The sequence below is a fragment of the Superficieibacter sp. genome (assembly GCF_032071645.1).
Taxonomy (GTDB): Bacteria; Pseudomonadota; Gammaproteobacteria; order Enterobacterales; family Enterobacteriaceae; genus Superficieibacter.
In genome coordinates, this window is sequence record NZ_DAMAPU010000014.1 from 55,116 (window position 1) to 68,463 (window position 13,348).

The 13,348-nt window shown below is 56.2% G+C and carries 9 protein-coding genes; 1 reads left to right on the forward strand and 8 read right to left on the reverse strand.

All coding sequences use genetic code 11. From position 1 onward, the window contains the following. Window positions 1–50: 50 nt before the first annotated feature. The 3 genes from RT197_RS18425 to glpE are packed head-to-tail and all read right to left on the reverse strand — an operon-like array spanning window position 51 to window position 2,026. Window positions 51–809 carry a DeoR/GlpR family transcriptional regulator gene (locus RT197_RS18425; RefSeq protein ID WP_312952603.1) on the reverse strand — a complete coding sequence of 253 codons (759 nt, stop codon included), beginning with the start codon at window positions 807–809 and terminating at the stop codon, window positions 51–53. Window positions 810–827: 18 nt separating this feature from the next. Continuing rightward, complete coding sequence (gene glpG, locus RT197_RS18430) at window positions 828–1,652, reverse strand: rhomboid family intramembrane serine protease GlpG (RefSeq protein WP_312952604.1); 825 nt, start codon at window positions 1,650–1,652, stop codon at window positions 828–830. A 44-nt stretch (window positions 1,653–1,696) separates the two neighbouring features. Then, window positions 1,697–2,026 carry a thiosulfate sulfurtransferase GlpE gene (gene glpE, locus RT197_RS18435; protein WP_312952605.1) on the reverse strand — a complete coding sequence of 110 codons (330 nt, stop codon included), beginning with the start codon at window positions 2,024–2,026 and terminating at the stop codon, window positions 1,697–1,699. 186 nt (window positions 2,027–2,212) lie between these two features. Between glpE and glpD the strand changes: the two genes are divergently transcribed. Then, complete coding sequence (glpD, locus tag RT197_RS18440; protein WP_312952606.1) at window positions 2,213–3,721, forward strand: glycerol-3-phosphate dehydrogenase; 1,509 nt, start codon at window positions 2,213–2,215, stop codon at window positions 3,719–3,721. Window positions 3,722–3,762: 41 nt separating this feature from the next. Here glpD and glgP read toward each other — a convergent pair whose 3' ends face one another. From glgP to glgB, 5 genes are all read right to left on the reverse strand, one after another. Then, window positions 3,763–6,210, reverse strand: coding sequence for a glycogen phosphorylase (glgP, locus tag RT197_RS18445; RefSeq protein WP_312952607.1), 2,448 nt, complete (start codon window positions 6,208–6,210; stop codon window positions 3,763–3,765). A 24-nt stretch (window positions 6,211–6,234) separates the two neighbouring features. After that, on the reverse strand, window positions 6,235–7,668 hold the full coding sequence (gene glgA, locus RT197_RS18450; RefSeq protein WP_312952608.1) for a glycogen synthase GlgA: 1,434 nt from the start codon (window positions 7,666–7,668) through the stop codon (window positions 6,235–6,237). Window positions 7,669–7,751: 83 nt separating this feature from the next. Next, entirely contained in the window at window positions 7,752–9,041 is a 1,290-nt protein-coding gene (glgC, locus tag RT197_RS18455; RefSeq protein ID WP_312952609.1) for a glucose-1-phosphate adenylyltransferase, read from the reverse strand. A 14-nt stretch (window positions 9,042–9,055) separates the two neighbouring features. After that, the gene (gene glgX / locus RT197_RS18460; RefSeq protein WP_312952610.1) at window positions 9,056–11,032 is read right to left on the reverse strand and encodes a glycogen debranching protein GlgX; all 1,977 of its coding nucleotides are present in this window, start codon (window positions 11,030–11,032) and stop codon (window positions 9,056–9,058) included. Then, window positions 11,029–13,215, reverse strand: a complete 2,187-nt coding sequence (glgB, locus tag RT197_RS18465; RefSeq protein WP_312952611.1) for a 1,4-alpha-glucan branching enzyme — start codon at window positions 13,213–13,215, stop codon at window positions 11,029–11,031. Before glgB ends, glgX begins: the two co-directional genes overlap by 4 nt. Window positions 13,216–13,348: the final 133 nt, after the last annotated feature.

A 13,348-nucleotide genomic window follows, 5' to 3' on the forward strand; every position in this document is an offset into this window, starting at 1 on the left:
CCGGCTGCGAAAACATCTGCGCGTTTTGACCTGAAATGGGAAATAGTGCGTTAGCAAAGTTCCAGTTGCACGTTGTGGCTGGAAATCACCTGCATCACCCCGGCGGGCGGCATCACGTCGGTGTAAACGGCGTTGACCATGCTGATGCTGCCCATATTCACCATCGCGTTGCGGCCAAATTTGGAGTGGTCCACCACCAGCATAACGTGGCGTGAATTTTCAATGATCGCCCGCTTGGTGCGCACTTCGTGGTAGTCGAACTCCAGCAGCGAGCCGTCGCTGTCAATGCCGCTGATCCCAAGAATGCCAAAGTCGAGGCGGAACTGGGAGATAAAATCAAGCGTGGCCTCACCGATAATCCCCCCGTCGCGGCTGCGCAACTCGCCGCCCGCGAGGATAATGCGAAAATCATCTTTCACCATCAGCGTATTAGCGACGTTCAGGTTGTTGGTGACGATGCGCAAATTGCTGTGCTCCAGCAGCGCGTGCGCCACCGCTTCCGGCGTGGTGCCGATATCAATAAACAGCGTCGAGCCATTGGGGATCTGGCTTGCCACTTTACGCGCGATGCGCTCTTTTTCCGCCGTCTGGGTCGCTTTGCGATCGTGCCACGGCGTGTTGACCGAGCTGGAAGGCAGCGCCGCGCCGCCATGATGGCGCAGGATCATATTTTGATCGGCGAGGTCGTTGAGATCGCGGCGAATGGTTTGCGGGCTGACGGAGAAGTGCTCGACCAGCTCCTCGGTGCTGACGTATCCCTGCTTTTTGACCAGTTCGATAATAGCGTCATGACGTTGTGTCTGTTTCATCAAGAATCCCTGGAAAAGTTACTTTCGTTTTCGCACATTCTGCGTATCAACAAAGGCCATCGCCAGCCCGACCAGTAGCCCGGTAAAGTGGGCACCGTGCGAAACGTCGCTGGAAATAAACCAACCCGAAATCAACCATATTAAAATAAAGGCAATCAGGCCGCGCGGTAAAATGACGCCACTTTGCGGATCGCGCTCGCCCCGCAGCCATGCGTAGCTCATCAGGGCATACACCACGCCAGACAGCCCGCCAAAAAGCGGACCGCTGAATTTGTTCTGAATAAATCCGCTCAGCAGCGCGCTGATAATAGTAATGACAATCAGCTTGCCGCTACCGAGGCGCTTTTCGACCATCCCGCCGATATACCACCACCAGAACAGGTTGAAGAGGATATGCAGGAGCGAAAAGTGCATGAAAGCGTGGGTAAAATAGCGCCAGACATTAAATTTCAGGGAGGGATCAAACGGCCATATCAGCCATGCCATAACGACTTGATCGCCGAGGATTTGCATCAGCAGGTAGACCAGCACGCAGATGGCGATAATCACGGCGGTAAACGGACCGGTTTTTTCCCGCAGGGTTGCCAGAAAGGGAAAACGGCGGTAGCGCAGGCCGCTGTTAGTCTGCCCCGACTGCCAGCTTGCCGCCAGATAGCGCGGGTCTGCCGGGTTCTCCATAAAACGCGCCAGCTCTGCCTGAACCTGCGCGGCCTGGCTTTCATCCGCCAGCCAGACGTCCCACTGCGTATTATGCTGGAGCGTCAGCACGACGCCCTGCGTCGCCATATAATCGACAAATGCCTGCGCGATGCGCGGGTTGGTAAAAGAGGTGATCATCAACATACGGGCGGTCGCTTGTTCCACGCAAAAGGGGGTCAGTATAACGGCTAAAACACCGTGCGTTCCACTTCTGCCGGGAAATGACGGTGCCAGGCATCAAAGCCGCCGTCCACGCTATACACCTGGTCATAACCCTGTTGCAGGAGATACTGCGCTGCGCCTTTGCTGCTGTTGCCGTGATAGCACATTACCATCACCGGCGTATCGGGATCGGTTTCGCGCATAAACGCGCCCAGCGTGTCGTTGGTCAGGTGAAATGCGCCCGGCGTATGGCCCAGCGCGTAGCTTTGCGGATCGCGGATATCCACCAGCACGGCCATGGCCTGATGCAGCTTCTGATGGGCTTCTTCTACATTAATACACTCAAAGTGATCCATATCTTCTCTTTACTCTGTCCGACTCAGTGTTAACGCTCAGTTTACGTCGGCAGGGTAGAGAAACGCCATTATGTTATGCATATCACTCCAAATTGTTTTTTTGATGTTACCAAAAGCGCGATTCCTTGCTATTATGAGCGATATCGAACATTTTTGCGCTTTAACGAAAGTACATGAGGTAGCAGCATGGAAACCAAAGATCTGATTGTGATAGGTGGCGGCATCAATGGTGCGGGCATCGCGGCAGACGCAGCCGGGCGCGGTTTATCCGTGCTGATGCTGGAGGCGCAGGATCTCGCCTGCGCCACCTCTTCCGCCAGCTCGAAACTGATCCACGGCGGGTTGCGCTACCTTGAACACTATGAATTCCGCCTGGTGAGCGAGGCGCTGGCGGAACGCGAAGTGCTGTTAAAAATGGCGCCGCACATTGCCTTCCCGATGCGCTTTCGACTTCCGCACCGTCCGCATCTGCGCCCGGCGTGGATGATCCGCATTGGCCTGTTTATGTACGATCACCTGGGGAAACGGACCAGCCTGCCGGGATCAACCGGTTTGCGTTTTGGCTCAGAGTCCGTGCTGAAGCCGGAGATCGTGCGCGGATTCGAATATTCTGACTGCTGGGTAGACGATGCCCGTCTGGTGCTGGCAAACGCGCAGATGGTGACGCAGAAAGGCGGCGAAGTGTTAACCCGCACCCGCGCGACCTCTGCACGCCGTGAGAACGGGCTGTGGATCGTGGAAGCGGAAGACATCGACAGCGGCAAGAAATACCGCTGGCAGGCGCGCGGTCTGGTCAACGCCACCGGGCCGTGGGTGAAACAGTTCTTCGACGACGGAATGCACCTGCCTTCTCCTTATGGTATTCGCCTGATCAAAGGCAGCCATATTGTGGTGCCGCGCGTGCATACCCAGAAGCAGGCGTACATCCTGCAAAACGAAGATAAACGTATCGTCTTTGTGATCCCGTGGATGGATGAGTTTTCGATTATCGGCACCACCGACGTCGAATATAAAGGCGATCCGAAAAACGTCGCTATCGACGAGAATGAGATTAACTATCTGCTCAAGGTCTACAACGGTCATTTCCAGAAGCAGCTAAGCCGTGAGGATATCGTCTGGACCTATTCCGGCGTGCGTCCGCTGTGCGACGACGAGTCGGATTCTCCGCAGGCGATCACCCGCGATTACACCCTCGATGTGCATGATGAGAACGGCAAAGCGCCGCTGCTGTCGGTATTTGGCGGCAAGCTGACCACTTACCGCAAACTGGCCGAGCACGCGCTGGAAAAACTGACGCCTTACTATCAGGGCATTGGTCAGGCGTGGACCAAAGATGCGGTCCTGCCGGGCGGTAACATCGGCGGCGATCGCGACGATTACGCGGCAAAACTGCGCCGTCGCTATCCGTTCATCAGCGAGCAACTGGCCCGTCACTATGCCCGCACCTACGGCAGCAACAGTGAGCTAATCATTGGCAACGCGAAAACGGTAGCTGAACTGGGCGAGGATTTTGGTCATGAGTTTTATGAAGCCGAACTGAAATACCTGGTTGAGCACGAATGGGTGCGTCGTCTCGACGATGCTATCTGGCGGCGCACTCGTCTGGGGATGTGGCTTAATGCCGATCAGCAGGCGCGCGTGGCGCAGTGGCTGACGGCCCATACGGCGAAACGCGAGCTGTCGCTGGCGTCGTAAGAAATACCAGCCAGAGGAACATCTGTTCCTCTGGCTGCGAGTTACAACCTCACCGGCTTAATATTCCAGATTTCATCGGCATACTCCTGAATCGTGCGATCCGAGGAGAAGTAACCCATGTTGGCGATGTTACGCATTGCGGTGTTAGACCACTGGTCCGGGTGGCGGTAAAGCTCGTCCACCTTCTCCTGGCAGTCTACGTAGCTGCGGTAATCTGCCAGCACCTGGTAGTGATCGCCGAAGTTAATCAGAGAATCGACCAGATCGCGGTAGCGGCCCGGCTCTTCGGGGCTGAAAACGCCGGTAGCGATTTGGGTCAGCACCTGACGCAGCTCTTCATCATTTTCGTAATAGTCGCGAGGTTTATAGCCCTGCCGACGCAGTTCTTCGACCTCTTCCGCCGTATTACCGAAAATGAAGATGTTGTCCGCACCGACGTGCTCCAGCATTTCGACGTTTGCGCCGTCCAGCGTGCCGATGGTCAGCGCGCCGTTGAGGGCAAACTTCATGTTACTGGTGCCGGAAGCTTCGGTACCCGCCAGGGAGATCTGCTCGGAGAGATCCGCTGCCGGAATAATCACCTGCGCCAGACTCACGCTGTAGTTAGGGATAAACACCACTTTCAGCTTGTCGCCAATGTCCGCATCGTTATTAATCACCTTCGCAACATCGTTGATCAGATGAATAATGTGCTTCGCCATGTAGTACGCGGAAGCGGCTTTACCGGCGAAAATGTTGACGCGCGGTACCCATTCTGCCGACGGATCGTTCTTGATGCGGTTGTAGCGCGTGATGACGTGCAGCACGTTCATCAACTGGCGTTTGTACTCGTGAATGCGCTTGATCTGTACGTCAAACAGCGCACCTGGATTGACCACCACGTTAAGCTGCTGGGCGATCAATATCGCCAGCCGTCTTTTGTTGGCAAGCTTCGCCTTCTGCACCGCCTGATTGACCTTCACGAAATCCATATGCTGTTCCAGCTCGCTAAGCTGGCTGAGATCGGTACGCCAGTTGCGTCCGATGTTTTCATCCAGCACGCCGGACAGCGACGGGTTCGCCAGCGCCAGCCAGCGGCGTGGGGTGACGCCGTTGGTCACGTTGGTAAAGCGGGTCGGGAAGATTTTTGCGAAGTCAGCAAACAGCGATTGCACCATCAGGTTGGAATGCAGCTCCGATACGCCGTTCACTTTATGGCTTATCACCACCGCCAGCCACGCCATGCGCACGCGGCGACCGTTTGATTCATCAATGATCGACGTCCGGCTCAGCAGGCCGCTGTCTTCCGGGTATTGCTCCTGAAGGGTTTTCAGGAAGTAGTCATTAATTTCAAAGATTATCTGCAAGTGGCGCGGCAGAATTTTACCGAGCATATCAACAGGCCAGGTTTCCAGCGCTTCGCTCATCAACGTGTGGTTGGTGTAAGAGAAGATCTGGCAGGTCATCTCAAAGGCCTGATCCCAGCTATATTTGTGCTCATCGATCAGCAGACGCATCAGCTCCGGGATCGACAGTACCGGGTGGGTATCGTTGAGATGGATCGCGACTTTATCCGTCAGGTTGTCGTACGTTTGGTACTCTTCCCAGTGACGGCGCAGAATATCCTGCACGGTAGCGGAGACGAGGAAATACTCCTGACGCAGGCGCAGCTCGCGGCCGGAATAGGTGGAGTCATCCGGGTACAGTACGCGCGATACGTTTTCGGAGTGGTTTTTATCTTCCACTGCCGCAAAGTAATCGCCCTGATTAAATTTACCGAGGTTGATTTCCCGGCTGGCCTGGGCGCTCCACAGGCGCAGCGTGTTGGTGGCGTCGGTGTCGTAGCCCGGAATGATCTGGTCATAGGCCACCGCGAGAATTTCTTCGGTTTCTACCCAGCGGGTTTTTTTACCTTCCTGCTGAATACGCCCCCCAAAGCGCACGGTATGACGGGTGTTATGGCGCTTGAATTCCCACGGGTTGCCATACTCCAGCCAGTAGTCCGGGGACTCTTTCTGATAGCCGTTGACGATCCGCTGCTGGAACATACCGTAATCGTAGCGAATACCGTAGCCGCGCCCTGGCAGGCCCAGCGTTGCCAGCGAGTCGAGGAAGCAGGCCGCCAGACGCCCGAGGCCGCCGTTGCCGAGACCGGGGTCGTTTTCTTCGTCAATCAGGTCTTCGAGGTCGAAGCCCATTTGATCGAGCGCGGTTTTCACTTCGTCATAAATACCGAGAGATAAAAGAGAGTTAGACAACGTGCGGCCAATCAGAAACTCCATCGACAGGTAGTTCACCCGGCGGGATTCCTGTGACAGCTTGGCCCGGCTGGAACGCAGCCAGCGCTCCACCAGACGATCGCGCACCGCAAACAGCGTGGCGTTCAGCCACTCATGTTTGTTGGCCATTGCGGGATCTTTGCCAACCATAAACATTAATTTATAAGCGATCGAATGCTTCAACGCATCCACGCTGACATTCGGTGACGAATAGCTAAATGATTCACTCATCTGAAAATTCCATCAGGTAATTCCTTACCCTAAGCGTTTATAAAGGTCGTGATAGGCTTGCGCGGCAACGTGCCAGCTAAAGTCCATATGCATCGCCTGACGCTGAACGTAGCGCCAGAGTGAGGGACGCGACCACAACACAAATGCGCGCCGGATCGCCCGTAACAGGGACCAGGCATTACTGTCTTCAAACACAAAGCCACTGGCGACTCCATCCGCCAGGTTTTCCAGTGAACTGTCTGCAACAGTGTCGGCCAGCCCGCCAGTGCGGCGCACCAACGGCAGCGTGCCGTATTTCAATCCATAGAGCTGGGTCAGGCCGCAAGGTTCGAAGCGGCTGGGCACCAGAATGACGTCTGCACCGCCCATAATGCGGTGCGAGAAGGCTTCGTGATAGCCAATCTGGACGCCAACCTGCCCAGAGTGTTCAGCGGCAGCGGCAAGAAAGCCTTCCTGCAACACCGGATCGCCCGCGCCCAGCAGGGCAAGCTGTCCGCCCTGCTCCAGCAGGCCCGGCAGCGCCTCCAGCACTAAATCCAGCCCTTTCTGGCTGGTCAAACGACTGACCACGGCAAACAGCGGCGCTTTGTCATCGACCTTCAGGCCCATCGCAATTTGTAGCTGCCGCTTGTTTTCCGCTTTATCTTCCAGCGTATCGCGACCGTACCGTGACGAAAGAAGCAGGTCCGTTTCTGGACTCCAGATTTTTTCGTCCACGCCGTTAAGGATGCCGGTCAACCGCCCTTCCAGCTGGCGCTGGCGGAGTAACCCTTCCATGCCATAGGCAAACTGCGGCTGGGTGATTTCCTGCGCGTAGGTCGGACTGACCGCCGTAATGTGATCGGCATAAAACAGTCCGGCTTTCAGGAAGGAGATCTGCCCTTCAAACTCCAGCCCGTGCATATTAAAGAACGACCATGGCAGTTGGATGTCATCCATATGATGGGCGTAAAATAATCCCTGATAGGCCAGGTTGTGCACGGTAAACACCGATTTTGCCGGGTGACCACGTGAAGCAAGATAGGCCGGGGCCAGTCCCGCGTGCCAGTCGTGCGCATGAACCACATCGGGACGCCAGAAGGCATCCAGTCCACAGGCCATTTCACAGCCCACCCAGCCCAGCAGCGCAAAGCGCAGCACGTTATCGGTATAGGCGAACTGGTTGGTGTCGTGATAAGGACTCCCCGGACGGTCATACAGGTGCGGAGCATCAATCAGGTAGATGCCCACACCGTTAAAATGCCCATACAGCAGCGTGATATGTCCAGCAAATGTGTCACGCCGCGCCACTACCTGTGCGTCAGGTATGCCACGGCGAATGTCCGGAAACGCAGGAAGCAGTACGCGTACCTCATCCCCAAGCGCTTTTTGCGCTTCGGGTAACGCGCCAATCACGTCTGCCAGGCCGCCGGTTTTTAACAGCGGAAACATCTCAGAACATACATGTAAAACCTGCATTATCGCTCCTGTCACCCTAGCAAGACCCTCTGGCGCTTGCGGTAAAACAGCGCGCGGACCCCTTCCGCGCAAGGTTATCGTTTTTATTTCTGGCTTTTTAATTTATTCAGCATTTCGCGCGTAACCAGCACGATGCCTTCTTCCGAACGGTAGAAACGGCGAGCGTCTTCTTCCGCATTTTCCCCGATAACCAGACCTTCAGGGATCACGCAGGCGCGATCGATAATACATCGACGCAAACGGCAGGAACGGCCTACCCATACATCAGGTAATAGCACGGAAGAGTCAATATTACAGAACGAGTTGACTCTGACGCGCGGGAACAGCACAGACTGCACAACCACGGACCCGGAGATGATACAACCGCCGGACACCAGCGAGTTGAGCGTCATACCGTGGCTGCCGGAGCGGTCCTGCACAAATTTTGCCGGTGGCAGCGATTCCATGTGCGTGCGGATGGGCCAGTTCTGGTCGTACATATCCAGCTCCGGCGTCACCGAGGCCAGATCGAGGTTAGCTTTCCAGTAGGCTTCCAGCGTACCGACATCGCGCCAGTAAGGTTCAGATTCCGGATCGGACTGCACGCAAGACTGCGGGAACGGATGCGCGTAGGCCAGCCCTTCTTTGGTGATCTGCGGAATAATATCTTTACCAAAGTCATGGCTGGAATTTTCGTTGAGATCGTCTTTTTCCAGCAGCTCATACAGGTAATCGGCGTTGAAAACGTAGATCCCCATACTGGCGAGCGATTTGGTTGAATCATTCGGCATGGTCGGCGGATTGGCCGGTTTTTCCACGAAGTCGATGATTTTGTCATCTTCATCAACCGCCATGACGCCAAACGCCGTGGCTTCTGCCACCGGCACCGGCAGGCAGGCCACCGTACAGCGCGCGCCTTTCTTCACGTGGTCGATCAACATGCGCGAGTAATCCTGCTTGTAAATATGATCGCCCGCGAGGATGACAACGTATTCCGCTTTATAGCGGCGAATAATGTCGAGGTTCTGCGTGACCGCATCCGCCGTTCCGCGATACCAGTTTTCACCGTGTATGCGCTGTTGCGCAGGCAGCAGATCGACAAACTCGTTCATCTCTTCACTAAAGAATGACCAGCCGCGCTGGATGTGCTGTACCAGCGTGTGCGACTGATACTGCGTGATAACGCCAATCCGGCGGATACCGGAGTTCAGGCAGTTTGATAAAGCAAAATCAATGATACGGAACTTACCGCCGAAGTGGACGGCCGGTTTTGCGCGCGTCACCGTTAAATCTTTTAAGCGGGTTCCGCGACCTCCTGCCAGGATCAGAGCTACTGACTTCATTGGCAACTGGCGCGATAGCATCAGCAAATCGTCGTTTTCAAGCCTAACCATGTCTAACTCCTTTTTTATGACCTTTCAAATACGCATACTCCGTGCGCGGGCCCGTGCCAGATAGCCACGACAACCGGATTATCCTTTCCGGCAAACGGAGGAATGGCATGCCACTCCCCATCGGGTAAAGCTATTTCCGTAACGTCCTGCGATGCGTTGATGGTGATAAGCCAGCGGTCCGACAGCAGAATTTGCATCTGCCGCGTGCCGCCCTGCCATTCGCCGGTGCTCAACGGCTGCGCCTGCGCATTCAACCAACGTACGTTTCCGTCACCCTCCTGCCACCAGCTATCACGGGTCAATGCCGGGATGCGCCGACGCAGGTGAATTAACGCCGCAGTAAATGTCATCAGTCCTTTGTTTGCCTCAGCCCAGTCAAGCCAGGTCAGGGTGTTGTCCTGGCAATACGCGTTGTTATTACCATGCTGACTGTGCCCGTGTTCATCCCCGGCGAGCAGCATCGGCGTACCCTGAGCCAGCAGTAACGAGGTCATCAGAGCATGGACGCTGGCCCGTCGACGCTCAATCACATCAAGAATGCCGTCAAGTCCTTCTATACCATGATTATTGCTGTAATTTTTGTTAGTGCCGTCGCGATTTTCCTCACCGTTTGCTTCGTTATGCTTCTCACTAAAGCAAACGCAGTCGCGCAGCGTAAATCCGTCGTGTGCCGTGACCAGGTTGATGCTGGCGGACGGCAGACGCCCGTTGTGCTGAAAAACGTCGCTGGAAGCGGCAAAGCGTCCGGCGAACTCGCCCGCCGTAATATCCTGATGCAACCAGAAACGGCGTATCCCATCGCGAAAATGGTCATTCCATTCGGCAAACAGTGGCGGAAAATTGCCGACCTGATACCCGCCGTGACCAATGTCCCACGGCTCGGCAATCAGTTTGATCTGCGCTAAGCGCGGATCGTTTTTGATTGCCTCAAACAGCGGCGCGTCCTGGCGAAATTCCGGCGTGCGCCCCATCACAGAGGCCAGGTCGAAGCGGAAGCCATCGACATGGCACTCATCGACCCAGAAGCGCAGGCACTGGTGGGCATAGTCCACCACGCCCGGCGTGCTGAGGTTGAGCGTGTTGCCGCAGCCGGTCCAGTTATGATAATCGCCGTCTTCCCTGATCCAATAATAGCTACGGTTATCAATTCCGCGCAGGGATAACGTCGGGCCTTCAAGATCGATTTCCGCACTGTGGTTCAGGACGATATCGAGCACCACTTCGATCCCGGCTTTATGCAGCGCTTTCACCGCGTCGCGGAATTCGTTCAGCGCTTTTTGCGGCTCGCTGGCGTAGCGCGTATCAAGCGCAAACATCGCCAGCGGGTTGTAGCCCCAGTAATTGGTCAGCCCCATCCGCTGAAGACGCGGCTCGCTGGCAAAGCAGGCCACCGGCAGCAATTCCAGCGTCGAGATCCCCAGCGTTTTGAAGTAATCAATCATCACCGGATGCGCCAGCGCCCGGTAGGTGCCGCGAATATCTTCCGGGATGTCAGGATGAAGCTGGGTCAGCCCTTTGACGTGCGCTTCGTAGATCACCGTATCGCCCCACGGAACGCGCGGCGGCGCGTCGTCACCCCAGTCATAGCTCAGGTCAACCACCACGGCGCGCGGTGCGGCGAGCGCACTGTCACGGTGATCCGGCGCGTCATGACCACCGTGAAGCAGCGGGTCGTCTTTCGGATGCCGATCAACCGCGTGCGCACAGGGGTCAAGCAACAGCTTCGCCGGGTTAAAACGATGCCCCTGCGCAGGCTCCCACGGCCCGTGAACACGGTAGCCGTAGCGCAATCCTGGCTGCGCTTGCGGAAGATAGCCGTGCCAGATATCGCCGCTGCGGGCAGGTAAATCGTAGCGCTGCTCGAAGCCGTCTTCGTCAAATACGCACAGTTCTACACGTTCGGCGTGAACGGAATAGAGCGTAAAGTTCACGCCGCTGCCATCGTAGCTCGCGCCGAGTGGCGTGGGTTTTCCCGATGTCAGTTTAATCATTCACCCTCCCGGTACAGCCAGATCGTCGAGAGCGGCGGCAGAGTCAGGCTGAGGGAGTGCTGGCGTCCGTGGCTGGCAATTTCATCACTGTGGGTCGCCCCGCCGTTGCCCGCGTTGCTGCCGTGATAGTGCATGGAGTCGGTGTTCAGCGCCTCTTTCCACCGGCCCGGCTGGTTGATGCCGAAGCGATAATCGTAGCGCGGCACCGGAGTAAAGTTGCTGGCAACGATGATTTCATTTCCCTGCTGGTCACGGCGGACAAAAATCAGCACCGAGCGTTCTTTATCGTCCACTACCAGCCATTCAAAACCGTAAGGATCGAAATCCAGTTCGTGCAGCGCTTTATGGTGGCGATAGGTGAGATTCAGATCGCGTACCAGCCGCTGCACGCCGTGGTGCCAGTTGTCGTCGCCTTCCAGCAGATGCCAGTCGAGGCTGACGTCGTGGTTCCACTCGCGGCCCTGGGCAAATTCATTGCCCATAAACAGCAGCTTTTTGCCTGGGAAAGCCCACATCCAGCCGTAATAGGCGCGCAGGCTGGCAAATTTCTGCCATGCGTCACCCGGCATCCGGTCGAGGATTGATTTTTTACCGTGTACCACTTCGTCATGCGACAGCGGCAGCACGAAGTTTTCAGTGTAGTTGTAGAGCATCCCGAAGGTCAGCTTATCGTGGTGATGCTGGCGATAAACCGGATCGAGTTTCATGTAGTCGAGGGTGTCGTGCATCCAGCCGAGGTTCCACTTGTACCAGAAGCCGAGGCCGCCGGTATCCGTCGGACGGGAAACGCCAGGGAAGTCGGTAGACTCTTCCGCCATGCTGACCGTGCCCGGAACCTGCTCGCCTAAAATGCGGTTAGTGGTGCGCAAAAACTCAATCGCTTCGAGGTTTTCACGTCCGCCAAATTCATTGGGGATCCACTCGCCCTGCTTACGGCTGTAGTCGCGGTAAATCATTGACGCCACCGCATCGACGCGCAGAGCATCAATACCGAAACGTTCGATCCAGTACAGGGCGTTACCGACCAGATAGTTACGCACTTCCCGACGACCGTAGTTGTAGATCAGCGTGTTCCAGTCCTGGTGATAACCTTCGCGCGGGTCGCTGTGCTCGTAGAGATCGGTCCCGTCAAACTCGGCCAGGCCGAAATCATCCGCCGGGAAATGACCCGGCACCCAGTCGAGGATCACATTCAGCCCCGCCGCGTGCGCCGCGTCAATGAAATAGCGGAAATCGTCGCGGGTGCCGAAGCGACGCGTCGGCGCATACAGGCCGGTCGGCTGATAGCCCCAGCTCCCGTCGAAAGGATGTTCGTTAACCGGCAGCAGTTCCAGATGGGTGAATCCCATCCATCGGGCGTAAGGGACCAGTTGGTCCGCCAGCTCGCGGTAGCTAAGCCAGAAATTGTCGTCGGTGTGGCGACGCCATGACCCGAGATGCACTTCATAGATGGAGATGGGCGCGTCGAACTGATTCGCTTTTTGCCGCGCTTCGTTCGGCTCAATTTTCTCCGGCAGACCGCAAATCAGCGATGCTGTTTCCGGGCGCATCTGCGCTTCGAAAGCGTAAGGATCGGCTTTAATACGCAGATTGCCGTGAATGTCGATGATTTCGTATTTATAGAGCTGACCGTTATGCGCGCCGGGCACAAACAGTTCCCAGACGCCGCTCTCTTTACGCAGGCGCATCGGGTGGCGGCGACCGTCCCAGAAGTTGAACTGGCCGACCACCGACACGCGCCGGGCGTTAGGTGCCCAGACGGAGAAACGCGTACCGGTTACGCCGTCCATGGTATCGCCATGCGCGCCGAGGGTTTCATAAGGCCGCAGGTGGGTGCCTTCGGACAGCAGCCACGCATCGAGATCCTGGAGCAGGGGGCCAAAACGGTAGGGGTCATCAATCAGGTTTTGCTGACCGTGCCAGACGACGGCAAGCTGATAGCGGAAAACGTTTTTACGACGCGGCATCACGCCGCTAAAGAATCCCCGGGAGTCCAGGCATTCGAGTTTGCCCACTTTGCGCCCCGTTTTGGGTTCAATCACCCACACTTCGGTGGCATCAGGCAGCAGGGCGCGGACTTCCAGTCCGGCTTCGGTACGATGCATCCCAAGTACGGAAAAAGGATCGGCAAAGTGTCCGGTAATTAGCGCATTAATCACGTCTTTATCTACATGATTCGACATGGATTTCATCCTGTTTTAATTGTGTCGCTTCATTCCAGCGGTATGCACATATCCGGTTGCGACATTTTTTTGACCTGAACGGCGCTGCATAATTTGCGTCCTTCGCTCCGTCCTACCTTCAGCCAGCATGTTG